The 24,612-nt window shown below is 63.7% G+C and carries 25 protein-coding genes; 12 read left to right on the top strand and 13 right to left on the bottom strand.

Going from position 1 to position 24,612, the window contains the following annotated elements:
* Positions 1-52: 52 nt before the first annotated feature.
* A complete protein-coding gene (locus VK792_RS06560; RefSeq protein ID WP_326296580.1) occupies positions 53-868 on the bottom strand; it encodes a bifunctional allantoicase/(S)-ureidoglycine aminohydrolase in 816 nt (271 codons plus the stop codon).
* Positions 865-2,277 (bottom strand): allantoinase PuuE, encoded by a 1,413-nt coding sequence (gene puuE, locus VK792_RS06555; RefSeq protein ID WP_326296579.1) that lies wholly within the window; start codon positions 2,275-2,277, stop codon positions 865-867. Before puuE ends, VK792_RS06560 begins: the two co-directional genes overlap by 4 nt.
* Before the next feature lie 145 nt (positions 2,278-2,422).
* Between puuE and uraH the strand changes: the two genes are divergently transcribed.
* The 4 genes from uraH (at position 2,423) to VK792_RS06535 (ending at position 5,478) form a co-directional block, all read left to right on the top strand.
* Positions 2,423-2,782 (top strand): hydroxyisourate hydrolase, encoded by a 360-nt coding sequence (gene uraH, locus VK792_RS06550; RefSeq protein WP_326296577.1) that lies wholly within the window; start codon positions 2,423-2,425, stop codon positions 2,780-2,782.
* Positions 2,783-2,880: 98 nt separating this feature from the next.
* Positions 2,881-3,354, top strand: coding sequence for an SsrA-binding protein SmpB (gene smpB, locus VK792_RS06545; RefSeq protein WP_326296575.1), 474 nt, complete (start codon positions 2,881-2,883; stop codon positions 3,352-3,354).
* 82 nt (positions 3,355-3,436) lie between these two features.
* Complete coding sequence (gene sseA / locus VK792_RS06540) at positions 3,437-4,294, top strand: 3-mercaptopyruvate sulfurtransferase (RefSeq protein WP_326296573.1); 858 nt, start codon at positions 3,437-3,439, stop codon at positions 4,292-4,294.
* Entirely contained in the window at positions 4,294-5,478 is a 1,185-nt protein-coding gene (locus tag VK792_RS06535) for an amino acid aminotransferase (protein WP_326296571.1), read from the top strand. Before sseA ends, VK792_RS06535 begins: the two co-directional genes overlap by 1 nt.
* A 111-nt stretch (positions 5,479-5,589) precedes the next feature.
* Here the strand turns inward: VK792_RS06535 and pncB are convergent, their stop codons facing one another.
* The 3 genes from pncB to pncA form a co-directional block, all read right to left on the bottom strand.
* Positions 5,590-6,879: a nicotinate phosphoribosyltransferase gene (gene pncB / locus VK792_RS06530; RefSeq protein WP_326296569.1), complete on the bottom strand. Its 1,290-nt coding sequence runs from the start codon at positions 6,877-6,879 to the stop codon at positions 5,590-5,592.
* Positions 6,825-9,173, bottom strand: coding sequence for a hybrid sensor histidine kinase/response regulator (locus VK792_RS06525; RefSeq protein ID WP_326296568.1), 2,349 nt, complete (start codon positions 9,171-9,173; stop codon positions 6,825-6,827). The genes pncB and VK792_RS06525 overlap by 55 nt, the downstream gene beginning before the upstream one ends.
* Positions 9,174-9,241: 68 nt before the next feature.
* Entirely contained in the window at positions 9,242-9,838 is a 597-nt protein-coding gene (gene pncA / locus VK792_RS06520) for a bifunctional nicotinamidase/pyrazinamidase (protein WP_326296567.1), read from the bottom strand.
* Positions 9,839-9,961: 123 nt separating this feature from the next.
* Between pncA and VK792_RS06515 the strand changes: the two genes are divergently transcribed.
* A complete protein-coding gene (locus tag VK792_RS06515) occupies positions 9,962-11,203 on the top strand; it encodes an Hsp70 family protein (RefSeq protein WP_326296566.1) in 1,242 nt (413 codons plus the stop codon).
* 40 nt (positions 11,204-11,243) lie between these two features.
* Entirely contained in the window at positions 11,244-12,173 is a 930-nt protein-coding gene (trhO, locus tag VK792_RS06510) for an oxygen-dependent tRNA uridine(34) hydroxylase TrhO (RefSeq protein ID WP_326296565.1), read from the top strand.
* An 84-nt stretch (positions 12,174-12,257) separates the two neighbouring features.
* Here the strand turns inward: trhO and VK792_RS06505 are convergent, their stop codons facing one another.
* Entirely contained in the window at positions 12,258-12,626 is a 369-nt protein-coding gene (locus VK792_RS06505; RefSeq protein WP_326296564.1) for an HIT domain-containing protein, read from the bottom strand.
* A 12-nt stretch (positions 12,627-12,638) separates the two neighbouring features.
* Entirely contained in the window at positions 12,639-14,216 is a 1,578-nt protein-coding gene (locus VK792_RS06500; RefSeq protein ID WP_326296563.1) for a DUF5928 domain-containing protein, read from the bottom strand.
* Between the two features lie 120 nt (positions 14,217-14,336).
* Between VK792_RS06500 and VK792_RS06495 the strand changes: the two genes are divergently transcribed.
* Positions 14,337-15,155: a sulfotransferase family protein gene (locus VK792_RS06495; protein WP_326296561.1), complete on the top strand. Its 819-nt coding sequence runs from the start codon at positions 14,337-14,339 to the stop codon at positions 15,153-15,155.
* A 70-nt stretch (positions 15,156-15,225) separates the two neighbouring features.
* Here VK792_RS06495 and VK792_RS06490 read toward each other — a convergent pair whose 3' ends face one another.
* The 4 genes from VK792_RS06490 to VK792_RS06475 form a co-directional block, all read right to left on the bottom strand.
* A complete protein-coding gene (locus VK792_RS06490) occupies positions 15,226-16,149 on the bottom strand; it encodes an HNH endonuclease (RefSeq protein ID WP_326296560.1) in 924 nt (307 codons plus the stop codon).
* A 141-nt stretch (positions 16,150-16,290) separates the two neighbouring features.
* Positions 16,291-17,286: an adenosine kinase gene (locus VK792_RS06485; RefSeq protein WP_326296559.1), complete on the bottom strand. Its 996-nt coding sequence runs from the start codon at positions 17,284-17,286 to the stop codon at positions 16,291-16,293.
* Positions 17,283-17,927: an endonuclease III gene (gene nth, locus VK792_RS06480; RefSeq protein ID WP_326296558.1), complete on the bottom strand. Its 645-nt coding sequence runs from the start codon at positions 17,925-17,927 to the stop codon at positions 17,283-17,285. The genes VK792_RS06485 and nth overlap by 4 nt, the downstream gene beginning before the upstream one ends.
* A gap of 51 nt (positions 17,928-17,978) precedes the next feature.
* Positions 17,979-18,791 carry a GNAT family N-acetyltransferase gene (locus tag VK792_RS06475; protein WP_326296557.1) on the bottom strand — a complete coding sequence of 271 codons (813 nt, stop codon included), beginning with the start codon at positions 18,789-18,791 and terminating at the stop codon, positions 17,979-17,981.
* 137 nt (positions 18,792-18,928) lie between these two features.
* Here VK792_RS06475 and VK792_RS06470 point away from each other — a divergent pair, with 137 nt between their 5' ends.
* The 3 genes from VK792_RS06470 to VK792_RS06460 all read left to right on the top strand — a co-directional run bounded on the left by VK792_RS06470 (position 18,929) and on the right by VK792_RS06460 (position 21,194).
* On the top strand, positions 18,929-19,765 hold the full coding sequence (locus VK792_RS06470) for a methylated-DNA--[protein]-cysteine S-methyltransferase (RefSeq protein WP_326296556.1): 837 nt from the start codon (positions 18,929-18,931) through the stop codon (positions 19,763-19,765).
* A 107-nt stretch (positions 19,766-19,872) separates the two neighbouring features.
* Positions 19,873-20,538: a YiaD family glycine zipper/OmpA-like lipoprotein gene (locus VK792_RS06465; RefSeq protein WP_326296555.1), complete on the top strand. Its 666-nt coding sequence runs from the start codon at positions 19,873-19,875 to the stop codon at positions 20,536-20,538.
* 95 nt (positions 20,539-20,633) lie between these two features.
* Positions 20,634-21,194, top strand: coding sequence for an NADPH-dependent FMN reductase (locus VK792_RS06460; protein ID WP_326296554.1), 561 nt, complete (start codon positions 20,634-20,636; stop codon positions 21,192-21,194).
* A gap of 52 nt (positions 21,195-21,246) precedes the next feature.
* On the opposite strand, the gene dalA is transcribed toward VK792_RS06460, so the two are convergent.
* Positions 21,247-21,762, bottom strand: a complete 516-nt coding sequence (gene dalA / locus VK792_RS06455; protein WP_326296553.1) for a divisome-associated lipoprotein DalA — start codon at positions 21,760-21,762, stop codon at positions 21,247-21,249.
* Between the two features lie 168 nt (positions 21,763-21,930).
* Between dalA and VK792_RS06450 the strand changes: the two genes are divergently transcribed.
* Together VK792_RS06450 and VK792_RS06445 are read left to right on the top strand one after the other, a co-directional pair.
* Entirely contained in the window at positions 21,931-22,527 is a 597-nt protein-coding gene (locus tag VK792_RS06450) for a L,D-transpeptidase (protein ID WP_326296552.1), read from the top strand.
* A 151-nt stretch (positions 22,528-22,678) separates the two neighbouring features.
* Entirely contained in the window at positions 22,679-22,867 is a 189-nt protein-coding gene (locus tag VK792_RS06445; RefSeq protein WP_326296551.1) for a ferrochelatase, read from the top strand.
* A gap of 82 nt (positions 22,868-22,949) precedes the next feature.
* Here VK792_RS06445 and VK792_RS06440 read toward each other — a convergent pair whose 3' ends face one another.
* Positions 22,950-24,581 (bottom strand): ABC transporter permease, encoded by a 1,632-nt coding sequence (locus VK792_RS06440; protein ID WP_326296602.1) that lies wholly within the window; start codon positions 24,579-24,581, stop codon positions 22,950-22,952.
* Between the last annotated feature and the right edge of the window lie 31 nt (positions 24,582-24,612).

Here is a 24,612-nt window from a genome sequence, read left to right as displayed (position 1 = left end):
CCCCTTGCCCTGCGGGCAATTCACCCCGGAGTATTTGGGGAAAGATGAAAGGTCAGAGGGTGAGTGCGGGATGGCGGTTCACGTCCTTGTAGAGCAGGTAGCGGAACGGTTCGTCGCCGGTGGCGATGCAGGCCTGCGGGCAGAAGGCGCGCAGCCACATGAAATCGCCGGGGCCGACCTCGACCCAGTCCTTGTTCAGCAGGTAGCGCGCGGTGCCTTGCAGCACGTAGAGCCCGTGTTCCATCACATGGGTTTCGGCGAAGGGGATGCGCCCTCCGGGCTGGAAAGTGACGATATTGGCGTGGAAATCATAGCGCAGATCGAACGGGTCGAAGAAGCGTTGCGTGACCCAGACTCCATTGCAATCGGGCATCGGGTTGGCGACCACGTCAGATTCATGGACCACGAACGCCTCGAGCGGGTTCAGCGTATCGAGACGTTCGTATTTCTTGCGAATCCAGTGGAAGCCCGCCGGAGCGTCAGAGGTGTTCCAGATTTCCCAGTGCGCCCCTGCGGGAATATAGACGAAGTGGCCTGCGCGGATGTCTTCGCGAGCCCCCCCGATGGAGATGCGCAGCGTGCCGAAGGCGACGAAGATCGCCGCCTGCGCGCCGATCACCGGTTCGGGTTCGGCACTGCCGCCGCCGGGGGCGAGTTCGACCGCGTATTGCGCGAAGGTTTCGGCAAAACCGGTCAGCGGGCGCGCGAGGATCCAGACCTTGGCCGACAGCCAGCCGGGCAGGAACGACGTCACGATATCGCGCATCGTGCAGGCCGGCAGCACGGCATAGGCCTCGGTGAAGACGGCCGTGCCTTCGGGGCTCACGGATTGGTCGGGCAGGCCGCCCGGGGGGAATGCGTAGGTCAAATCAGGGTCTCCAGCCGGAGGCGGGCGATGCGTTCGACCTGTCGGCACGCCTCGGCGAATTCGGTGTTTGTGTCGTTGGCGATGCGCCGTTCGAAGGCGGCGAGGATTCCCGCCTTGTCGTGATCGCGCACCGCGATGATGAACGGAAATCCGTGCTTGTCCACGTATTCCGTGTTGAGCGAGGTGAACCGGGCGCGTTCGGCATCGGTCAGGGCATCGAGGCCCGCGCTGGCCTGTTCGGCGGTGCTGTCGGCGGTCAGGCGTTTGGCCTCCGCCAGTTTTCCGGCAAGGTCGGGGTGGGCGGTCAGCACGCCAAGCCGTTCGGCGTGGCTGGCAGAGCGGAACATGCGCGCCAGCGCGTTGTGCACGCCCGCGGCGCTGTCATGGGCCGGGCCCAGCTCCAGGTCCCAGGCGCGTTCGGCGATCCAGGGGGAATGTTCGAAAACGCCGCCGAAGGTGCCGACGAAGGTTTCCCTGTCCATCAGGCTGGGGCGGGGTTTGTCGACCGGCGGGTGGGTCGCCGCCCAATGATCGGCGATGTCGATCCGGCGCGGGCACCAGACACCGTCAAAGCCCTGGATGTAGTCGATGAACCGCTTCAGCCCCGCGGCCTTGCCGGGGCGGCCGATCAGGCGGCAGTGCAGGCCGATGCTCATCATCGCGGGCTTGCCGGCCTGGCCTTCGGCATAGAGCATGTCAAAGGCGTCTTTCAGATAGGTGAAGAACTGTTCGCCCTCGATATAGCCAGGGGCGGTGGCGAAGCGCATGTCGTTGGCTTCCAGCGTGTAGGGGATGATCAGTTGGTCACGGTCATCGACCCTGAGCCAATACGGCAGGTCGTCGTCATAGGTGTCGCTGATGTAGTCCAGCGCCCCAGTTTCAGCCACAAGGCGCACGGTGTTGGCGCTGCAGCGGCCGGTGTACCAGCCGCGCGGCGGGTCACCGACGACCTCGGTGTGCAGGCGGATCGCCTCGGCAATGGCCGCGCGTTCCTCGGGCTCTGGCATGTCCTTGTGTTCGACCCATTTCAGGCCGTGCGACGCGATTTCCCAACCGGCGTCCTTCATCGCGTCAACCTGTTCGGGGCTGCGGGCAAGCGCCGTGGCCACGCCGTAGATCGTGACGGGAATGCCGGCCCCGGTGAACAGGCGATGCAGCCGCCAGAACCCGGCGCGGGCGCCGTATTCGTAGATCGATTCCATGTTCCAATGGCGCTGGCCCGGCCATTGCGCGGCGCCTGCGATGTCGGACAGGAACGCCTCTGATGCGGCATCGCCATGCAGGATGCAGTTTTCGCCGCCCTCTTCATAGTTCAGCACGAATTGCACGGCCACCTTGGCGCCACCGGGCCATTGGGCATCGGGACGATCCGGCCCGTGGCCGATCATGTTGCGGGGGTATCTTTGCATGTTCCTGCCTTCGCTGCGTCAGACTGCACCTTAATCCGTTTAATCGAGCCAGATTTTCAAAAAAACCCGAAAGCAGGTTCATTGCGGGCTGGACGATGCCTTGGCCGCGATTTCTGATAGATGTGCCGAAAAAGGGAGCTTGCCGATGGCCGAAGGATATCTGACCACCCATGTTCTGGACACTGCGACGGGTTGCCCGGCCGCAGGTCTGAAGATCGTTCTTTACAAGGTGACGGGCAATTCGCACCGCAAGATCGTCGAGATGGTCACCAATGACGACGGCCGCACCGACAGCCCGATCCTGCCGAAAGGCAGCTTTGCCACCGGCACCTATGAACTGATCTTTTTCGCCGGAGACTATTTGCGGGCCACGGGGCAGGATGGCGCCGATCCGCTGTTCCTGGACCAGGTGCCGATCCGGTTCGGGATGGCGGATCTGGAGGCGCATTACCACGTGCCGCTGCTGCTGTCGCCCTACGGCTATTCGACCTATCGGGGCAGCTGAATCGGCGATGCACAACCGATGCACATTGCATGCACATTCCATGCGCATGCGGATGTGTCTCTGGACAGACGCAGGGCACGCGCCTATCTACGCCTCCCATGGCCAAGAAACCGAAGTCAGATCCGAACTACAAGGTGATCGCCGAGAATCGGCGGGCGCGCTTTGACTATGCCATCGAGGACGACCTTGAGTGCGGGATCATCCTGTCGGGGTCCGAGGTCAAATCGCTGCGCGAGAACAGCGCCAATATCGCGGAGAGCTATGCCACCGTCGACAATGGCGAGCTGTGGCTGGTCAACAGCTATATCGCGCCCTACGAACGCGCCATGTTCGGGCACGAGGAACGGCGGCGGCGCAAGCTGCTGGTCAGCCGCAAGGAACTGTCACGGCTGTGGAACGAAACCCAGCGCAAGGGCATGACCATCGTGCCGCTGGTGCTGTATTTCAACCACAAGGGCATCGCCAAGCTGAAGATCGGCATCGCCAAGGGCAAGAAGACCCACGACAAGCGCGAGACCGAGGCGAAACGCGACTGGAACCGCCAGAAGGAACGGCTGCTGAAACAGGGCTGATCGCCTTGCCACAGGCACCCAGACTTGCCAGCGCGCCAGACGGGCACTATTGAGGGCCGGATAGACATTTCCGGGGGTTCCGATGGTCCAAGACGATCCCAAGACGCTGGTTTCCACCGCATGGCTGGCGGCACATCTGAAAGACCCCGATCTGCGGGTTCTGGATGCGTCGATGTTCCTGCCGGGCAATCCGCGCAACGCCAAGGCCGAATACGACGCCGCGCACATTCCCGGCGCGCGGTTCTTTGACATCGACGATGTCAGCGACAGCCGGTCGGACCTGCCGCACATGGTGCCACCGGTCGAAAAATTCATGTCGCGCCTGCGGGCCATGGGCATCGGTGACGGCCACCAGGTGGTGGTCTATGACAGCGTCGGCATTTATTCCTCGGCCCGGGTGTGGTGGCTGTTCCGGCTGATGGGACAGGACAACATCGCGGTGCTGGACGGCGGTTTCCTGAAATGGCAGGCCGAAGGCCGCCCGATCGAGGACCTGCCGCCGATGGTGCGTGACCGTCACATGACCGTGCGCCGCCAGAACCATCTGGTGAAGGACGTGACGCAGGTCGCTGCGGCCTCGAAGCTGCGCGATTATGAAATCATCGACGCCCGGTCCCCGGGTCGGTTCCGCGGCGAAGAGCCCGAGCCGCGCGAAGGTCTGCGCGGCGGGCATATCCCCGGGTCGAAGAACGTGCATTTTGCCACTTTGCTGAACGAAGACGGCACGATGAAAGACCCCGCCGAGCTGCGGGCTGTGTTCGAGGCCGCCGGCGTCGATCTGTCCAAGCCCGCGATCACCTCTTGCGGATCCGGGGTGACGGCGGCGGTGCTGAGCCTTGCGCTGGAACGCATCGGCAAGACCGACCATTCGCTTTATGACGGGTCCTGGACCGAGTGGGGGCAGTTCCCCACCCTGCCCGTCGCCACCGGAGACGACTGATGTTCGAAACCCTCAAGGAACAACCCGCCGACAAGATCCTGGCGCTGATGCAGGTCTATCGCGACGACCCGCGGCCGGAAAAGATCGACCTGGGCGTCGGGGTCTACAAGAACGCCGAGGGCGTGACCCCGGTGATGCGCGCCATCAAGGCCGCCGAAAAGCAGTTGTGGGAAACCGAAACCACCAAGTCCTATACCGGTCTTGCCGGGGATCCGGCGTTTGCCGATGCGATGATCGACCTGGTGCTGGGCGGCTCTGTGGCCCGTGGCAACATTGCCGCCGCAGCCACCCCCGGTGGCACCGGCGCGGTGCGCCAGGGCTTTGACATGGTCAAGCTGGCCAATGTCGGTGCGCGGGTGTTCTATTCCGATCCGACCTGGCCGAACCACCTGTCGATCCTCAAGCACATGGGCCTCGAACAGGTGCCCTATCGCTATTTCGACGAAGACACCCGGGGGGTCGATTTCGACGGCATGATGGCCGACCTGGCCAAGGCCGGGGCGGGCGACATCGTGCTGCTGCACGGCTGCTGCCACAACCCGACCGGTGCCAACCTGACCCAGATCCAGTGGCAAGAGGTGGTGGCCCTGCTGCAAAAGACCGGCGCCACGCCGATGATCGACATTGCCTATCAGGGCTTTGGCGACGGACTGGAAGACGACGCCTATGGCGTCCGGCTGGTGGCCTCTTCCGTGCCGGAATGCCTGATTGCGGCGTCGTGCTCGAAGAACTTCGGGGTGTATCGCGAACGGACCGGCCTGATCATGGCCGTGTCGGCGGACAGTGCCCGGCAAAAGATCAACCAGGGGACGCTGTCGTTCCTGAACCGCCAGAACTACAGCTTTCCGCCGGATCACGGCGCAAGGCTGGTGACCATGGTGCTGACCGATCCGGCGCTGCGCGCCGACTGGGCGGCCGAACTGGAAGAGGTGCGGCAATCGATGCTGGGCCTGCGGACGCAACTGGCCAGCGAATTGCAGCGGCTGTCGGGCTCTGACCGGTTTGCCTTCATCGGCCAGCATCGCGGCATGTTCTCTCGGCTTGGGACCACGTCGGATATGGTCGACAAGCTGCGCGACGAACACGCGATCTATATGGTTGGCGATTCGCGGCTGAACATCGCCGGTCTGAACACACAGACCGTGCCGATCCTGGCCGAAGCGATCATCAAGGTCGGGATCTAACGCCCGACCTGCCTGAAACGGATGCACCGGCCCGGACCTTTTGAAAGGTCCGGGCCGTTTTGCATGCAAGGACCGGCAGACGCAGCGGCGGTTTGCCGGGTATCGCGCGGGTCAGACCACGACCTTTTGCGGCTGCTGTTCGCCGACCCCGAAGACGCGCTTGTAGCGGGCGATTTCGTCTGCCGGGCCCATCGCCTTGTTGGGGTTGTCTGACAGCTTGACCGTGGGATGGCCATTGGCGCTGATCGCCTTGCAGACAAGGCTGAACGGCGCCAGCCCGTCATCGGGTGCCAGGCCGCGGAAATCATTGGTCAGCAGCGTGCCCCAGCCAAAGGACACGCGGACGCGGTCCTTGAACTGTTCGTAAAGCTCGACAATCGCGGTTTCATCCAGCCCGTCGGAAAAGATCACCAGTTTCTTCTTCGGGTCCTCGCCCCGGCTTTTCCACCAGCGGATCGCGATCTCTGCCGCCGCGGCCGGATCACCGCTGTCGATGCGGATGCCGGTCCAGCCCGCAAGCCAATCCGGCGCGTTGTTCAGGAAGCCTTCGGTGCCGTAGGTATCGGGCAGGATGATGCGCAGGTTGCCGTCGTGTTCCTCGTGCCAGTCGGCCAGCACGTCATAGGGTGCGCGCGCCAGTTCGGCATCGTTGCGGGCCAGCGCGGCATAGACCATGGGCAGTTCATGGGCGTTGGTGCCGATCGCCTCGAGGTCGCGATTCTTGGCGATCAGGCAGTTCGATGTGCCGACGAAACTGTCGCCCAGCCCCTCAAGCATCGCCTGCACGCACCAGTCCTGCCACAGGAAACTGTGCCGCCTGCGGGTGCCGAAATCGGCGATCCGCAGCTCTGGCACCTTGCGCAGATGTTCGACCTTTTCCCACAGCTTGGTGGCGGCGCGGGCGTACAGCACCTGTAGTTCGAATTTCTTCATGTCGTGCAGGACGGCGCGGCCACGCAGTTCCATCAGCACGGCAAGCGCGGGAATTTCCCACATCATCACCTCGGGCCAGTTGCCTTCGAAGGTGAGTTCGTACTGATCGCCCACGCGTTCCAGATGATAGGCGGGCAAGGACAGGTTTTCGAACCACTCCATGAAATCGGAGCGGAACATCTGGCGTTTGCCATAAAAGGTGTTGCCGCGCAGCCATGTGCTTTCGCCGCGGGTCAGCGACAGTGAGCGGATGTGATCAAGCTGTTCGCGCAATTCGCCTTCATCGATCAAATTGGCCAGCGGCACTTGGGTCGACCGGTTGATCAGGCTGAACGTGACCTGCGTGTCGGGCTTGTTGCGAAACACCGACTGGCACATCAGGAGCTTATAGAAATCAGTGTCGATCAACGACCTTACGATCGGATCGATTTTCCATTTGTGGTTCCAGACCCGTGTTGCGATCTCCACCCCGGTCCCCCTTTCGACATTGGGCCCCGTGATACGTCATCGGGCCCTTTGTTTCCAAGCGGTTTCTGGTTTTCGGTGTCATGCTTTGCCATCACCTCCGCGATCACCTCGAGCAGCCGGGCGCGGCGCAGCGGTTTCGTCAGGAAACCGTTCATGCCCGCATCGAAACAGCGGGCGCGGTCTGACGGGAAGGCATTGGCTGTCAGCGCGATGATCGCGGGCTGCGGGATCGGCATTTCGCGGATCATGCGGGTGGCCTGCAACCCGTCGATTTCAGGCATCGACATATCCATCAGAACAAGGTCGGGCGGGTGGGCTGCGACAAGATCCACGGCTTCGCGCCCGTCGCGGGCAATGTGCAGGGCGATGTCCTGATCTTTCAGATAGGCCTCGATCAGCTTGCAGTTGATCTCGTTGTCATCGGCCAGAACCACAGACATGCGCGCCAGCGGCGCCTGCTGCACCGGGGGCGCGGCGGGCGCAATGCGATCGGGCGTGGCGGTGCGCAGCTTCAGACTGAGATAGAAACAGCTGCCCGGCGGATCCGTCGGTTCAAGCGTCAGATCGCCGCCCATGGCCCGCGCCAGTTGGCGCGAGATCGACAAGCCCAGCCCGGTGCCCCCGAATTTGCGCGCGGTGCCCGGTTCGGCCTGTTCGAACTGGTCGAACACCGCCTCTTGACGGTCTTCGGGGATACCTGCACCGGTGTCGCGCACGCGCAGGTCAAGGCGGATCCTGTCGCCGTCGCGATGCGCGGAAAATTCCACCCGCACACCACCGGCATCGGTGAATTTCACCGCGTTGCCGATCAGGTTCACTAGCACCTGCCGGATCCGACCTTCGTCACCCAGCAGCGTGTCGGGCAAGGCAGAGTCTTGCACCATGTCCAGATACAACCCCTTGTCGCGTGCCTGCCCGCGCAAGAGTTCGACGGCAGAGCGGATGCAGGCGAGCGGGGAAAACGGCTCTGCCTCGATCCGCAGCTTTTCAGCCTCGAGCTTGGAGACATCGAGAACGTCGTTGACGAGAGTCAGAAGCGCCTCTGCCGAGGTGCGGATGGTGTCGACATGGCCCGACTGTTCGGAACTGAGCGGGGTTTCGGACAGCAGATCAGAGATGCCGATGATGCCATTCATCGGGGTCCGGATTTCATGGCTGACGTTGGCAAGAAACGCCGCCTTGGCACGGGCACCGCGTTCGGCGGCGCGGGTCGCCTCTGCCAGCATGCGGGCGCTTTCGCGGGCCTCTGTCACGTTGCGTTCAATCGCGATGACGGTGTCGACGCGGCCGCGGCCGTCCAGCACCGGCACAAGGTTGGTATCGACCCATATCGGTTTCCCGGCCTTGGTATAATTCAGGATCTCTGTCCGGAACGGGCGCCCGGCCTGAATCGCCGCTTCCAGCCGGGCAGAGGTTTCCAGATCGGTGCCACGGCCGTTCAGCAGGTCGGCCGGGCTGCGCCCGACCGCTTCTGCCCGGGAAAATCCGGTGGTGCGGGTGAAGGCATCGTTGACCCACAGGATGCGCCGGTCGGCACCGGACACGATCACGCTGTCATTGGCGTGACGCGCGACAAGGGACAGCTGTTTCAGTTCTTTCTGCCGGTGCTGCAATTCGGCATTCGCCCGCGCGACGTCACGCGACAGTTCCAGCACCGACAGGCGCTGCCGATGCTGGGATTCTGCCCGCGTCCACGAGGTGCGGACAAACGCCTGTACCATGAAGCCCATCATCACGATCCCGGCCAGATCCAGCACCGCGGCACTGCCCGCAGGCGTGAGATCGGGAAACCGCAGGTAGAGATAGACCACAAGCGTCACGCCATAGACCGCGAGCCGCGCCAGCGCCGCCGGGGGAAAGTAGTAGGCCGCGATCCCGGCGTTGATGGCCGCCGCGCTGAGGAAGGTCATCGCAAAAAGCGCTTCTGCCTCGTTGCCGGCCAGGCGTTGGGCCAGCAGCACCGCGGCGGCGATGCCCACGGCCTGAATCGCGGCGCTGAGCGTGGCCGCAAGGCGCAGCCGGAACATCGGAATCCCGGCCTGATGCAGCCCCGGCACGGACAACAAGACACTGCAATCCACCAGTTCCCCGACCACGGCGAACCCGACCGCGGCAAGCCCCGCCCAGGGCGCAAACAGCACCGCCAGCGTCACCGCCCCCAGCACGGTTGCGACCTGACGGTACAGGAAATGCCGGGCGCGTCCGCGCGCGTATCGCAAGAACAGCCCATCCCGGCTGTTGCGGTGCTGAAAATCGGAAATCTTGTCGTCGATTTCCTGCGCGTCAGAGGGCATGGATCTCGGGCACTCTCAGGGTTTTGACCCTGATAGCCGCGAAAAGGTTAACAAACCGGCAAGACTTGTCAGCCGTGCAGCAGAACGCCTGCCTCGGACATGCCGTCCATCGCGGCGGCCAACGAGCCGTCGAGGTCGATGGCACGGCAGAGTTCCTGGCGCACATCGACGGAAAAACCCAGCTTCGCCGCATCGACAGCCGAGAAATTGACACAGAAATCCGTGGCCAGCCCGACCATTGTCAGCCGGTCGATGCCACGGGTCCGCAAGTATCCTTCAAGCCCCGTGGCGGTTTCGTGATCATTTTCGAAGAACGCGGAATAGCTGTCGATCCCGCGGCGGAACCCCTTGCGGAGGATCAGGTCGGCGCGATCGGTGTTCAGGCCGGGGTGAAACTCTGCGCCCGAACTGCCCTGCACACAATGGTCGGGCCACAGAACCTGAGGGCCATAGGGCATGTCGATCAGGTCGAAGGGCGCCTTGCCGGGATGGCTGCTGGCAAAAGACGAATGTCCCGCCGGGTGCCAGTCCTGGGTCAGGATCACCGCGTCGAATTCGGCCATCAACGTGTTGACCCCTGCCACGATTTCATCGCCACCGGGGACGGCCAGCGCACCGCCGGGGCAAAAGTCGTTCTGGATGTCGATCACGATCAGCGCCTGCATGGCGGGTCTCCTGTCTTGCGGACTGTCCCGTTTTCCCCCCTGTGCCCGCCCCCGTCAATCACCTGTTGACGGATCGCGCAGCAGCGGATACCCCCGCGCCCTTCCCCGCACAGGAGACGCGCAATGCCCCGCCTTGCCATCGACTTTGGCACGTCCAACACCGCCGCGGCGATCATGGCCGGGCAACAGGCCTGGAAGATCCCGCTGGAACCGGGAGAGACCACGATGCCCACCGCGATGTTCTTCGATCCCTATTCCGATACGGTGCTTTATGGCCACCGTGCGTTGGCAGCGCTGATCGACGGGCGCGAGGGCCGGTTTCTGCGGGCGCTGAAATCGGTTCTGGGCACGCCCTTGCTGCGCGAAAGCCGCATTCTGGGCGGCAAGCGCACGACGCTGCTGCAGGTGATCGGCCAGTTCCTGGCCCGCGTGAAGGCGCAGGCCGAGGACCAGTGCCACATGAGCTTTGACAGCGCGCTGTCGGGCCGGCCCGTGCATTTCCACAGCCGCAACCCCGCCTACGACGCCCAGGCGGCCAAGGACCTGGCCGACTGTTATGCGCTGGCAGGGTTCCGCGATGTGACGTTCCTGGCCGAACCAGAGGCAGCGGCGCTGGCCTGCGGCGGTGTGGCATCCGGGCTTGGGCTGGTGGTCGACATCGGCGGCGGCACGTCCGATTTCACCGTGTTCCGCGGGCTGGGCGACGCCATCGAAACGCTGGCCAGCCACGGCATCCGGCTGGGCGGGACGGATTTCGACCGGCTGCTGAACATCGACCGGGTGATGCCGCTGCTCGGGTTGGGCAGCAAGCTGCGCCGTGAGTTCGGCACCGGCCTGACAGAGGCTCCGAAGGCGCTGTTCAACGAACTGGCGACCTGGGAAAAAATCCCGTTCCAATACACGCCCGAAACCCGGCGCGCGGTGGCGGGCATGGCCCGTTTGGCGGTCGAGCCGACGCCCTGGGAGCGGCTGACCGAGGTGCTGGACTCGGAACTGGCCCATGACATCGCACATGCGGTGGAACAGGCCAAGATCGCGGCCAATTCCGGCGCGGCGCGCGGCGTTGCGCTTGACCCGGTCGAGCCTGGGCTGCGTGCCACGCTTGACGGCGCGGACCTGGTGCGGCTGCTCGATGACTCGGCGCAGGAAATCGGCGATGCGGCGACCACCGCACTGGCCCGCGCGGGCGTGGCGGCGGACCAGATCACCCGGGTCGTGCTGGTGGGCGGCTCCAGCCTGCTGGCGCCGGTGGATGCTGCGGTGCGCGCGCGTTTTCCGCGGGCCGCGATTGACCGGTCGGACGCGTTCACCGCCATCGTCGACGGGCTGGCGATCGCCGCCGCGCGACAGGATGCCCTTGCCTGACCCCTTGCGAACCGGGCCACGGCAGGCGTAAGGGACGGCCATGCTGACCGTCTGCGCCCTTTACCACTTCACCCGTTTCGACGACCCGTCCGCCCTGCGCCAGCCGTTGCTGGACCTGTGCCGCGACCAGGCGATCATCGGCACGCTGCTGCTGGCGCGCGAGGGGATCAACGGCACCGTGGCCGGCCCGCGCGCCGGGATCGACCGTTTGCTGGCGCATATCCGCGCCCTGCCCGGCTGCGCCGATATCGAATGGAAGCTGTCCACCGCTGCAGAACGGCCGTTTGCCCGCATGAAGGTGCGGCTGAAAAAGGAAATCGTGACGATGGGCCAGCCCGACGTCGACCCGCGCGCCCGCGTCGGTCATTATGTCGAGCCGAAGGACTGGAACGACCTGATCCGGGCGCCCGACGTGGTCACCATCGACACCCGCAACGACTATGAGATCGCCATCGGCACGTTCGAAGGCGCGCTGGACCCCGAAACCGCCACGTTCCGCGAATTCCCCGCCTGGTGGGAGGAAAACAAGGACCGGTTCCACAACAAGCGCATCGCGATGTTCTGCACCGGCGGGATCCGCTGCGAAAAATCGACCAACTGGCTGCTCGGGCAAGGCGTGCCCGAGGTCTATCACCTGCGGGGTGGGATCCTGAAATACCTCGAAGAGGTTCCGGCGGGTGACAGCGCGTGGGAGGGCGAATGTTTCGTCTTCGACGGACGTGTGTCGGTCGGCCACGGGCTGGCCGAAGGGCCGCACATCCTGTGCCACGCCTGCCGCCGCCCGATCCTGCCCGCCGATCAGACCCGTCCGGAATACGAACACGGGGTCAGCTGCCATCTGTGCATCGACGAGACCACCGCAGACGACAAGGCCCGCTTTCGCGAGCGCCAGAAACAGATCCGGCTGGCCGAGGAGCGCGGTGAACGCCACCTGCACGCGGATGTGACCGACGAGCCCTTCGAGTCCTGATCCGTCTTTGGTTTTCCAAATACCTTGGGGGTTTGGGGGCAAAGCCCCCAAGAACCGGTTTTACATCGAAAAATCGCGCCCGGATCAGGCCTTTTGCAGCATCCGGCCCAAGGGGCGCCCGGCCAGGATATGCACATGCAGATGCGGCACTTCCTGCACGCCGGCCTCACCCGCGTTGGAAATCAGCCGGAACCCGCCGGCTTCCAGACCTTCCCGCTTGCAGACCTCGCCAATCGCCCGGTTGAAATCCACGATCTCGGCGTCAGACGCCGCCTGCGCGAAATGGTCATAACAGACATAGGCGCCCTTGGGGATCACCAGCACATGCACCGGGGCCTGGGGATGGATATCGCGGAAGGCCAGGCTGTGCTCGGTTTCCAGCACGGTCTGGTTCGGGATCTCTCCGCGCAGGATCTTGGCAAAGATGTTCTCGGGGTCATACTGATAGGCCATGGGGCAGTTTCCTTAGTCTGCAAAGAGTGTCCGGGAACGGACGATGTCCTGCACCCTGTCTTGCGGCACCGACAGGAACTCTGCAAGGGTCTGGGCGATGTCCGCTTCTGGCGCCTGTGGCGAGATGCAGAAAAAACATCCGTTGTCGATCGCGCGGTACCTTTCCGCTTCGCGAAGTAGGTCGTTTTTCAGCGCCGCCAGCACCGGGGCAAGCCGTGCCCCGGGGGTCTGATCGGTCGCCAGCCCTCGTGCGATGGCCAGCGCGCGCAGGGCCTCGGGCGTTGCTGGCAGGTCCAGCGACAACAGCCGCACCGTCGACTTTTCCCGCACCAGATCGCGGATCATGGTGAAATCGTCCGGGTCCATGCAAATCGCCAGGCGATCGCTGCCGTGATGTTCGAAAATCATCCGCAGCACGCTGGCGCGGTGCCGGTGACGTTTGACCAAAGACGTTTCGATCCCACCCAGGTCCGGCAGGTCGACGCCGATGTCGCGGAACAGGTAGCCATAGGCCGGAATGCCTGCCACCTGCCCCACCTGCCGCACCAGGCGACGCCCCAACCCATGGTCACGCGACAGCACGATCAACAGGTCACGCCCAGCCCCGATCTGCGCCGCGGCCTCCCAGAACCGTGGGCCGAATCGTTGCCCGGACCGTCCTTGCCGGGTCAGGAAACCGTGCACGGCACGGCCTTCACCGGTCACCGAGACCGTCGTGTCCGAGGACAGGAACAGCGTTGCCAGCCGGTCGCGCAACTGGGCCGCCCCGGGGCTGATCTTGCGGGCGAACAAATGATCCTGCGCCAGCAGGAAATCATAATGGTCGTCATGAAAGGATGCCGGCATGCCGTAGTCGCTGAACACAAGGAAGGTCAGCGGCCGCGCGACAATCTGATCACGCGGCACGAGATGCCAGACCAGCGTCTGGAAAAAGCTTTCATCGGGGATCCAGCTGCGCCGGAAGAACCGCGCAACGTCGCGGCGCCGGGCAATGAACGCCAGCACAGCCTCCAGTGTCTGCCGCCGCAGGCACCACCACTGACTGCCGATCCGCATGTCCAGCCCCCGGGGCAGTGCGCGTTTCAGCCCCAGCCGGCGCTGTGCCTCGATCATCGCGTAAAACAGCCACTTGTGGCGACGTTCATTCACGAAATGGCGATAGATCAGCCGCTCTTCGACCATACCGGTCTTGATCCAGCCAGAGGTGAAGTAGTCAAAGCTTTCGATATAGTCGCGCTCCCCGGCATCCAGGAACGCGTGGGCATGCTCTGCCGGTTTGATCGGCATGCAGTCGCCTGACAGCAGGTAGAAATGCGACGCTTTGGGAAACCCGTCGACCGCCACACGCGCCACTTCCAGCGTGGCCTGCACCAGGGAATATTCCCCCCAGCCGCACTTGATCCGCCGCCGCGTGAAGATCACGTTGCCATTGCCCGACAGCCCCGCCCGGATCCGGTCATACCCAGCAGCCGCCGCCCTCCCGTCCCAGTGGATCGCGACGAAATCACCGGCGCCGGTCAGCATCTCGGCCTGGCGGATCACCGCATCCGGATCCTTGTGGCACAGAAGGAGGAAGGCAATCTTCGCCATTCAGGAAACAATCTGCCCTATTTTCGCCCGATTGATCATGTTGATACGGGTCATTCTTCGCCAGATAAACAGGCAACTGGCCCAGACAGACCAACGATACCATGCCGAGGCAACGATAAAATGGGGTTTCCCGGAACCTGGATGACCGAAAGCCAAAGCGTGGTCTACCGCGTGGTGCCGAAATGCGCCTGCTCGACCATCGGGCAAATCCTCTATTACTCCGACCACGGCCGGTTTTTCGACGGCGACATCCACGACGCCCAGACCGGGCTCCACAAATGGGGGATCGAGGAAAGCCAGCCGCTGATCGCGGACAACGTGAACGCGCACCGGTCCTTCGCCTTCACCTGCGTGCGCAACCCCTATACCCGGATCCTGTCCTCGTTCTTCGACAAGATCTGCGGCATCCAGCGCAACGGCCGCCGCTATCGCGGCAACCTCGTACCGCTGCTGGTGCAGAAATACGGGGTCGAGGTCGGCGGCGACGACGGCCAGGAGGATTTCGACCAGGTCCGCGCCTTTCGCCGCTTCCTTCTGTTCGCCCGCGACACGATCCGCTGGCGCCGCCCGATGGACCCGGACATTCACTGGTCGTCCATGTCCGGCCACATCGGCACCTTCGTGGTCAACGGCGGGCGCTATGACCGCATCTTCTGGACCGAGCGCTTCAACGACGGCATGCAGGACGTGCTCGACCAGCTTCAGACCCCCGTGCCCGTCGATCTGACCCGGATCCCGCGGTTCAACGAAAGCGAAGGCCACGGGCCGAAACGCGCCCACCCGGTCGAGGCCTATTTCGACGACCTGTCGATGCACCTGGTCTACGAAATCTACAAACGCGATTTCGACCTGTTCAAATACGATTTCGAGAACCCTGGCAACAAGATGCCCATCGGTGAAATCGATCTGGACGAGGTCCACGCCAAGCTGGGCGACTGATCCGTCTTTGGTTTTCCAAATACCTCGGGGGTGAATGGCGCCAAAGGCGCCAGAGGGGGCAGCGCCCCCACTACCCCCAGTCGATTGGCGCGTCGGAGAGAACCTGGCCAAACACGTTTTCGCGGTGCCATTGCAGGTTCACTGGACTTGGCCAGTCTCGTGCATCGGACGGCTTCAACAACTTGCCATCGGGCCTGAGCAATCGCTGGATAACGTCGCCCGGCACCTTGTTCCGGGAAATCAGGATGGTTTCGCAATCCTCGGCGACCGAGATCAAACCACGATCGAACATCCAGTGGACCGTACCCGAGAGCGCCAGGCCATTGCGGACGAAGTCGCTCCCCCCTTTCTCGACCGGACGGATATGGGCCGCTTGCACTTCCGGTCGTCCGCCCCCGTTTCGCAGACGAAGCCCTGAAATGGCACAGCGATAGTCATAGGCTTCCCGCACTTTCCGACGGAACGCGACATCGCGATAGGGCCTGCGGGTCAGGCGTTCCGTGACCGGGCGCTGAAACGCCAGGGCGTCTTCCGCGAAGCCACCCGCGGCGGGATCGTAACGGGTCTCTTCCTGGCGTTCGAGGTCATAGGGCAGTCCCAGATTGACGATCTTCGCAAAATCCGCCTCCGGCAACCGGCGCACAGCCCGTTGAACTGCCCCACCTTTCCTCGGCGATCCGTCCGATTCTGCCAAGGACACCTCCAATGGGCGTCCGTTGACAAGGCGCGGCACCTCCCGATCGAACGGCAGGTAGCTTCCGGGTTCGATGATCGCCAGAAAACGCCCCTCAACGCCCGGCTTGGGTATCACGGTCCGGATCTTGGCGACGGCGAAATATCCGCGTGGACCTGCCTTGACTGGCTCGTAGTAAACGATCCAGTCACCAACCCCCTCCCGAGCGGCTTTCAGATAGCTGCGGGGAAAGTCGTAAACGACATCCGGCTCGTCCTCGTAGATCGAGTCAGCTTTGTGCAGGAGGACGAGTTTCACCATGCCCCCAGGAGAGCGATTTGCCTTATAAATTCAAGGCATTTCGAACGCCCGTCGGACAGCAGCGCCCCCGGAACCGCCGCGGCTCTGCCGAAGGCAGAGCCGCGGCTGACCCTGCGCGCGCCGCAGGCGCGCACGACCTTGTCAGATCAGCCCAGCGGTGCGGAACAGCGCCTGCATGTTGGCCTCGGGGCGCGGACCCATGTGGCTGATGACCTCTGCGGCGCAGACACAGCCCATGCGACCGGCGCTGGCCATGTCGGCCCCGGTCGCCAGCCCATACAGGAACCCGGCGGCAAACTGGTCGCCAGCTCCGGTGGCATCCACGGGCACAACCTTGTCCACCGGGATGTCGGTGCGCACGCCATCGCGCACGATGCTGACCCCGTCGCCAGACCGGGTACAAACCACCAGCGGGCAAACCGCCGCCACGGCAGCCAAATCGGTTTCAAGGTCGTCGTTCTGGAACAGCGACCGGATCTCGGCCTCGTTGCCGATCACGAAATCCATCTCGTTGGCGATCAGGCGCAGGAAGTCCTCTCGGTGACGTTCGACGCAGAACGGATCTGAAATCGCGATCCCGGCCTTGCCCCCAGCGGCACGGCAGGTGCGCGCGGCGCGCAGGAAGGCGTCCTTGCCCTTGTCCTTGTCAAACAGATAGCCTTCGAGGAACACGATCTCGGCCTGCCGGGTCACGTCCTCGTGCACATCGTCGGGGCCCAGTTCGGCGGAAATGCCAAGATAGGTGTTCATCGACCGCTCGCCATCCGGCGACACGAAGATCATCGAGCGCGAGGTGGGCAGTTCGCCGCCAGGAACCGGCGGGTTGACGAAATCGGTGCCGTCCTTCGCCATCGCATCGGCATAGAACCGGCCCAGCGCGTCGTCATGCACCCGGCCGATAAACGCCGTGGGCAAGCCCAGGTTGCCGATCCCGGCCATGGTGTTGGCCACCGAGCCACCGGGCGCCTGCACCCGGCCTTCCATGGCGCCGTACAGGACCTCTGCCCGGTCGCGTTCAACCAGCTGCATGATGCCCTTTTCGATCCCCATGTGATCCAGAAAGGTGTCCTCGGCCCGGCTGAGCACATCGACGATGGCGTTGCCGATGCCGACAACCTGGTATTTCTTGGTGTTCATGGGGTCTTGTCCTCAAACTGGCACAGGTCGCGTATCAGACACGCGTTGCATTTCGGTTTCCGCGCGACGCAGGTGTAGCGCCCGTGCAGGATCAGCCAGTGGTGCGCGTGGCGCTGGAAATCCACCGGTATGTTGTCTTCGATGGCGCGTTCGACGATGTCGACATTCTTGCCCGGGCAGATGCCCGTGCGGTTGCCGACGCGAAAGATGTGGGTGTCGACCGCCTGCGCGGGGTACCCCCACCACATGTTCAGCACGACATTGGCGGTCTTGCGGCCCACCCCCGGCAGCGATTGCAGCGCGGCGCGGGAATTGGGAACCTCTCCGCCGTAGTCGTCGACCAGGATCTTCGACAGCTTGATGACGTTCTTGGCCTTGTTGCGGTAAAGGCCGATCGTCTTGATATGCTCGATCACACCGTCTTCGCCCAGCGCCAGCATCTTGGCCGGTGTATCGGCCACGGCGAACAGCCCGCGCGTCGCCTTGTTGACGCCCGCATCGGTCGCTTGCGCCGACAAGGCCACGGCCACGACCAGCGTGTAGGCGTTGACGTGCTCCAGCTCTCCCTTGGGTTCGGGTTCCGCTGTCTGGAAACGGGTAAAGATTTCCCGGATCGTGTGATAATCGAGTTGCTTGGCCATGGGGTCTTATTGCCGCGCGGTTCCCCGGCCTGCAACGCAAAAAGCCTGCCGCTACTTGGTGACGCGGCCACCGCCCAAGACGGTCGGATCAATTGCGATCAGAACGTGATCGTCTGTCGCCGCAAAACCGAATTTCGTGCACAGCGCCTCGGACGGGGCATTGCCGGTGCGGATGCCGGTAAAGTACCGGTCATAGCCGAAGCGCCTGTGCATCTGGTCCAGCACATAAGCGCCAAGATAGCTGGCGATGCCTTCGCCGCGACGGTCGGGGTCGGTGGCCAGCATGCCCCACCAGCAGATGCCGGACAGGCGCGAGCCCGGGTGGAACATCGCGACCGAGGCCGAGGTCCCGACAGCCCGGCCATTGGCGTCCAGAGCGGCGACGCAGACAGATGGGCGCGCGATGCCGCGCATGAACGGTCCCATCGGCAACAGGACTTCGCAGGCCTGCGTGACCCGGTCGAGTTCCGCCATCACATCGGGCGGGGTATCGGAATCGACAACCACGATGGTCAGGTCATCGGACAGTCCCTTGCCTGAAAGGCGTGCGCGCGCCTTGGAAATCGTGGTGTCGCCGCTGGACCAGTTGACGAAACTGTCAGTGACAAGCCCCGCCGATTGCAGGTCTGCCGCGCGGGATTCAAGGATTTCGGTCCCGACTTCTTCGCAGGCGCAGGCGCCGACGAGGCGGGCCATGGCGATCTGCCGAACAAGTGAATTGGGATCGTCATTTACAACCCCCAGCGCGCGACCGTGGCTTGCATAGGCGGGATCATCGCCCAAGAGCTGCCAGAGCGCCCAAGCACGCCGCTCCATATCCTGTTGGCCCTGAGAGCCAAACACTTCGACGTCATGCTGTCCCATAAGGCAGTGTCTCATGGAACAGCGCGACTCACCTAGCGGATTCGTACAAGGCGCTTGCGCAAGTTCCGGGTCGCGCCGGCGGGCGGGCGATGGCACAACCGAGGCGAGGATACGAACCGATTTCGCGGGGGTACAGCATGACCGAGACTGAAGGCTATCACTACAACGTCATGCGCCGGGCGCTGGACGTGCTCGACCAGGGCGGGCCGGGGATGACACTGGACGCGCTGGCGGACGAAATGCGCATGAGCCCGGCGCATTTCCAACGGGTGTTTTCGCGCTGGGTTGGCGTGTCGCCGAAACGGTATCAGCAATACCTGACACTGGGCCACGCCAAGGCCCTGCTGGTGGAAAAGTTCAGCACGCTGGACACCGCGCACAGCGTGGGGCTGTCCGGCGGCGGGCGGCTGCACGACCTGTTCCTGAGGTGGGAGGCGATGAGCCCCGGCGACTATGCCCGCGGAGGCGCGGGGCTGACGATCTTTTGGGGCTGGTTCGAAAGCCCGTTTGGCCCGGCACTGGTGATGGGTACGGAAAAGGGCATCTGCGGCATGGGCTTTGCCGCCGAAACCGGGACGGACGCCACGTTCGAGGACCTGCTGGGCCGCTGGCCCAAGGCGACATTCATCGAGGATCCGATGTTCCTGCGGCCCTGGGTGCTGGCGGCGTTTGGCGTGGAATCGGACGAGGCGGTGCCGCTGTACCTGATCGGGGCGCCGTTCCAGATCAAGGTGTGGGAAGCGCTGATGCGCATCCCGACCGGCCACGTCACCAGCTATTCCGAGATCGCGCAAAGCATCGGTGCCCCGCGCGCGGTGCGCGCCGTGGGATCGGCCGTGGGGCGCAACCCGGTCAGTTGGCTGATCCCCTGCCATCGGGCGTTGCGCAAGTCCGGGGGGCTTGGCGGCTATCACTGGGGGCTGCCGGTCAAGCGCGCGATCCTGGCCTGGGAATCGGCGCGGGCCGAGGCGTGATTGGCGGATCATCGCTCATTTCCCCGTGACAACGCTTGGGTCGCGGGGCAACTAGGGCTTAGATAGCACCAACCCCGCTTCAGCGGGGGAGCAACACGAGGCCCGAAATGACCCGAGCGAAATTCCCGATCCTTCTTGCCTGCGCCGGCGCGCTGACGCTTTCCGCCTGCACCGATGGCAGTGGCGCCTTCCAGGGCGATCCGAACCAGAAAACCAAACAGGGTGCCCTTGTCGGCGCGGGCATCGGCGCGCTGACCGGCATTCTTGCCGGCGGCGATTCCGGCGAACGCCGTCGCGGCGCGCTGATCGGGGCCGCCATCGGCGCCGGAGCCGGGGCAGCCATCGGCAACCAACTGGACAAGCAGGAAGCCGACCTGCGCCAGACCCTTGGCAACAACGTGGCGATCCAGAACACCGGAGACCGGCTGATCGTGACGCTGCCGCAGGACATCCTGTTCGCGACCGACAGTTCGAACCTTCGTCCCGACCTTCAACGCGACATCCGCGCCGTGGCCCAAAACCTGCTGGCATATCCCGACACGACCGTTCAGGTGCTGGGGCATACCGACAACGTCGGCGACGCCGGCTATAACCTTGACCTGTCGCAGCGCCGGGCCCAGGCGGTGGCGAATATCCTGACCTCGGAAGGCGTGCCTTACAGCCGCGTTCTGGTTTCTGGCCGGGGCGAAGATCAGCCGGTGGCCTCGAACCTCACACCGGAAGGCCGCCAGCAGAACCGCCGGGTGGAAATCGTCATCCTGCCAAATGCCTGACCGGTTCGGTTCAAACAAACCCCGAACGCCGCGGCTTGCCGCGGCGTTTTCGTGTCATAGGTTGAGATAGGCGAACTGAGAGTCCGAGGGATGTGATGAGCGAATTGACACTGACAGGCCTGTGTGGCGCATTGCGCGCGGGATCGTCCAACCGGCTGCTGATGGCCGAGGCAATCCGCCGTTTTGGACCGGCCAGGGTTCTGGACACCGACCTGCGCCTGCCGCTGTTCGACGAAGACATCCAGACTGCGTCGGGCATCCCACCCGAAGTGCAGCTTCTGGCCGATCAGATCGCTCAGGCCGATGCGGTGATCGTCGTGACGCCGGAATACAACAAGGGTGTTTCGGGCGTGCTGAAAAATGCGCTGGATTGGGTCAGCCGGGTCGAGGGCAATCCCTGGAAAGACAAGCCGGTGGCGGTTATGTCGGCCGCGGCGGGGCGCGCCGGTGGCGAGCGCGCACAGGAAATGCTGCGTTGGTGCCTGAACCCGTTCCGGCCCCGGGTACTGTCCGGGCCGGAACTGATGCTGGCCGACGGGCGCAACCAGTGGGACGCGGACGGGCGGCTTGTGAACGAGCGCTCTGCAAAGACGCTCGATCAGCTTATGTCCACGCTGCGGCAAGAGGCGATCTGGATCAGAGAACGGAACGGCTGAGCCCTGCACGGCGCACCGGCGTCAGACGTGGAACGCGCAGATGTCGGGCCGATCAGCCGCCCAGGATCAGCGTCCACCAGATTTTGCCGTTGGGTTCCTGGTACCAGGCAAAGCCAAGGTCCTTGGCGTTCGGATCCATCAGTACGCGGCGGGTGTCATCCTCGGCCATCCATGCGGCCAAGGTCTCGACCTCTGATTCATAGGTTTCCGAGATGTTTTCACCCAGCATCCGCCCGGTGTAGCCAACCCGGCGCACCCGGTCGATCGGCGACGACCCGTCAGAGCCGAAATGCCACGGGCGGTTCTGCACCGACATGTCGCGGGAATGGGTGGCAGCGGCGGCGTTCAGTTGCGCGTTCAATGCAACCTCGGGCACACCAGCAGCGCGACGCAGGCTGTTCAGGCCGTCCAGCGTACGGTATTCGATCCGTGCTTCGTCGGCGGCGGTGATCTTGTAGACCCGTGGCAAAGCCTTGCCATCCGCACCAACAGAACGCTGCGCCGGTTCCGGCGCGCAACCCGCAACAGCCAGTGCGAGCGTCAACATCAACGAAGTCAGTCGGATCATTTCCAGCCACCCATGAAATCATGTGTTTTGTTGCATAGCCGCTGTGGCGCGGCGAAGCAAACCCACATCGGCGTGAAATGACCGGATGACAAGCCTTTGAATTGAAACTGCGGCTTTACAGCAATATGGTGCAACAGTCATTTTTTCTTCGACCCCAGGAGGCAGGATATGAAGAAACCGGCAAGCACCCCGCTGCAGCGACGCGCCTTTCTGGCTGGCTCTGCGGCCATGCTGGCAACCCCGGCCCTGGCGCAGGATATCAACAACAACACCACCGAGCTGGAGCGCGACCTGTCCAATGTCGTGCGGCGCAACGTGTCGAGCTTTCGCTCGCTCGACTGGCAGCCCTATTTCAACAACCTGAACAAGGGCGCGATCCTGGTCGACATCTCGTCGCGCGCGCTGCATTTCTGGGAAGAGAACGGCAGCTATCACCTGTATCCATCGTCGGTCCCGCTGACCGAGGACCTGACGCGCCGTGGCCGCACACACGTGGTGCGCAAGGTCGAAGGCCCGGAATGGCGCCCGACTCCGTCGATGAAGGTGCGCAACCCGGAATGGCCCGACTATGTCGGCCCTGGTCCGGACAACCCGCTGGGCACCCATGCGCTGTACCTGAGCTGGCAGTATTATCGGATCCACGGAACCCACGACACACGCAAGATCGGCCGCAGATCTTCCAACGGTTGCATCGGTCTTTACAACGAACACATTGCCGAACTTTTCGGAATGGCGAAGATCGGCACGCAAGTGTTGCTAATTTGACGACAAAAAGGCAGAGCCCGCGAAAAGCCGCCAAAGTTGGGTTTGCAATCCCCTGAAATTGCTGCTTAGAAAGTATCACGAGGTAAGTCTTGGGTGCTTGTCGTCTTAGTCCTTCTGGGGGGACGCCAGGCGAATATCTGGAGGATATAATATGAAGAAACTCGCTATCGCCGCTGCTTTCGCTGCTGCTGGCACCACCGCAATGGCTGGTTCCTACGCAAAAGACGACGTGGTCATGGAACCCGTTGTTGTTGTGGAAGAAGCTGCTCAGTCGTCGTCGTCGGCTGGCATCGTGGTTCCGCTGGTTATCCTGGCGCTGATCGCGGCTGCTGCCAACTGATCTTCGGTCTGACCGATACGGAAAAGGCGGCAGTCATGCCGCCTTTTTTGTTGCCTGCCGGGCCCGTTTCCGGCCCCGCGCGTCAGGCTCTGAGCCGCCGGATCAGCAACAGCACCGGCAACAGCCCGACCGCCACGATCACAAGGCTGGGCACCGCCGCCCCTTCGAGCCGTTCATCCGCCGCCAGCCTGTGCGCCTGTACTGCCAGCGTATCGAAATTGAACGGTCGCATGATCAGCGTCGCAGGCAGCTCTTTCATCACGTCGACGAAAACGATCAGCAGCGCGGTGAACAGCGACGGCCGCAACAGCGGCAGGTAAACGCTGCGCAAGGTGCCGATCGAACTGCGCCCCAGCACCCTTGCCGCCATGTCGAGATTGGGGTTGATGCCCGCCTGCCCGCCTTCGTAGGCGCCGATGGCCGCCGCAAGGAAGCGGATCATGTAGGCCATGACCAGCACCCAGATCGACCCGGTGAACAACAGCCCGGTCGAGATGTCGAACGTGTCCCGCATCCAGGCGTCGAACGCGTTGTCGAACATTGCGAAGGGCACCAGCAGCCCCACGGCGATCACACCGCCGGGCACGGCATACCCCAGCCGCCCGGTGTGCAACAGCATAGCCGAATAGCGGCTGTTGCGGACGCGGTGGAAATAGCCCACGACCAGCGCCGCGATCACCGTCAGCACCGACGCCGTTGCCGCCAGCGTCAGCGAATTGGACAGAAACCGCATGTATCGGTCGCTGAGCAGATCCTGCCCGGACCCGATGCCCATGATGACCAGCGCGAGCACCGGAATGACAAAGCCAAGGATCACCGGCACAAGGCACCACGCCAGCGCCAGCCAACGGGTGGCGCCCTTCAACCGGGTCTTGGGCAATGCTTCGTGCCGACGACCGTTATGGAACCGGGCCTGGCGCCGGCTGACCCGTTCCAGCAGCGCCAGCAGCAAGGCAAAAACCAGCAGCCCCAACGACAACTGCGCCGCCGCCACCCTGTCGGCCAGGGAAAACCAGCTGGTGTAGATGCCGGTGGCAAAGGTCTGCACCCCGAAATAGGACACGGTGCCGAAATCGGCGATGGTTTCCATCGTGGCCAGCAAGACACCTGCGGCAATCGCCGGGCGCGACAGCGGCAGGACCACCGCGACAAAGGCCCGGATCGGGGTGCGCCCCAGCGCGCGGGCAGCGTTATAGGTTGACGCACTTTGCCCCATCAGAGAGGCACGGGTCAGCAGATAGACGTAGGGATAAAGCACCAGCGTCAGCATGGCGGCCGCCCCGCCGAGCGAGCGGATTTCCGGGAACCAGTAATCCCGTGGCCCCCAGCCGGTGACCGCCCGCAAGGTCGACTGCACGATCCCGGGATGATCCAGAAGGTGGGTGTAGGCATAGGCCAGAACATAGGCCGGAAAGGCCAGCGGCAGAACCAGCAGCACCTCGATCACACGCCTGCCCGGGAATTCGGTCAGCACCACCAGCCCGGCGGCGGTGGTCCCGATCACCAGTGTCCCGAGCGCGACGATGGCGACCAGAACGACCGTGGTCATCAGGTAGCGCGGCATCACCGTATCCCACAGATGTACCAGCGTTTCCGTGCCACCGGACAGGGCCGTGACCAGCACCGCCAGCATCGGCATCAGGCAGAGCAGCGCGATCACTGCCGACACCGCGCCAAGCCAGCCTGCCTCTTTCGCCCGCCCTGTTGCCCTGATCTTCAAACGCGCCTCCGTTGATCCGGCCTTA

Source organism: Mesobacterium hydrothermale, assembly GCF_035818635.1.
Taxonomy (GTDB): Bacteria; Pseudomonadota; Alphaproteobacteria; order Rhodobacterales; family Rhodobacteraceae; genus Mesobacterium_A; species Mesobacterium_A hydrothermale.
This window is presented reverse-complemented; position numbering and strand designations above follow the sequence as displayed.

Coding starts and splice junctions, on each gene's coding strand:
- sseA (WP_326296573.1), top strand. CDS start 3,437: ATGGTCCAAGACGATCCCAAGACGCTGGTTTCCACCGCATGGCTGGCG.
- VK792_RS06495 (WP_326296561.1), top strand. CDS start 14,337: ATGGGGTTTCCCGGAACCTGGATGACCGAAAGCCAAAGCGTGGTCTAC.
- VK792_RS06470 (WP_326296556.1), top strand. CDS start 18,929: ATGACCGAGACTGAAGGCTATCACTACAACGTCATGCGCCGGGCGCTG.
- puuE (WP_326296579.1), bottom strand. CDS start 2,277: ATGCAAAGATACCCCCGCAACATGATCGGCCACGGGCCGGATCGTCCC.
- smpB (WP_326296575.1), top strand. CDS start 2,881: ATGGCCAAGAAACCGAAGTCAGATCCGAACTACAAGGTGATCGCCGAG.
- VK792_RS06525 (WP_326296568.1), bottom strand. CDS start 9,173: ATGCCCTCTGACGCGCAGGAAATCGACGACAAGATTTCCGATTTTCAG.
- VK792_RS06465 (WP_326296555.1), top strand. CDS start 19,873: ATGACCCGAGCGAAATTCCCGATCCTTCTTGCCTGCGCCGGCGCGCTG.
- pncA (WP_326296567.1), bottom strand. CDS start 9,838: ATGCAGGCGCTGATCGTGATCGACATCCAGAACGACTTTTGCCCCGGC.
- VK792_RS06445 (WP_326296551.1), top strand. CDS start 22,679: ATGAAGAAACTCGCTATCGCCGCTGCTTTCGCTGCTGCTGGCACCACC.
- VK792_RS06490 (WP_326296560.1), bottom strand. CDS start 16,149: ATGGTGAAACTCGTCCTCCTGCACAAAGCTGACTCGATCTACGAGGAC.
- VK792_RS06505 (WP_326296564.1), bottom strand. CDS start 12,626: ATGGCCTATCAGTATGACCCCGAGAACATCTTTGCCAAGATCCTGCGC.
- VK792_RS06515 (WP_326296566.1), top strand. CDS start 9,962: ATGCCCCGCCTTGCCATCGACTTTGGCACGTCCAACACCGCCGCGGCG.
- VK792_RS06485 (WP_326296559.1), bottom strand. CDS start 17,286: ATGAACACCAAGAAATACCAGGTTGTCGGCATCGGCAACGCCATCGTC.
- nth (WP_326296558.1), bottom strand. CDS start 17,927: ATGGCCAAGCAACTCGATTATCACACGATCCGGGAAATCTTTACCCGT.
- dalA (WP_326296553.1), bottom strand. CDS start 21,762: ATGATCCGACTGACTTCGTTGATGTTGACGCTCGCACTGGCTGTTGCG.
- uraH (WP_326296577.1), top strand. CDS start 2,423: ATGGCCGAAGGATATCTGACCACCCATGTTCTGGACACTGCGACGGGT.
- VK792_RS06500 (WP_326296563.1), bottom strand. CDS start 14,216: ATGGCGAAGATTGCCTTCCTCCTTCTGTGCCACAAGGATCCGGATGCG.
- VK792_RS06535 (WP_326296571.1), top strand. CDS start 4,294: ATGTTCGAAACCCTCAAGGAACAACCCGCCGACAAGATCCTGGCGCTG.
- VK792_RS06475 (WP_326296557.1), bottom strand. CDS start 18,791: ATGGGACAGCATGACGTCGAAGTGTTTGGCTCTCAGGGCCAACAGGAT.
- VK792_RS06450 (WP_326296552.1), top strand. CDS start 21,931: ATGAAGAAACCGGCAAGCACCCCGCTGCAGCGACGCGCCTTTCTGGCT.
- VK792_RS06460 (WP_326296554.1), top strand. CDS start 20,634: ATGAGCGAATTGACACTGACAGGCCTGTGTGGCGCATTGCGCGCGGGA.
- trhO (WP_326296565.1), top strand. CDS start 11,244: ATGCTGACCGTCTGCGCCCTTTACCACTTCACCCGTTTCGACGACCCG.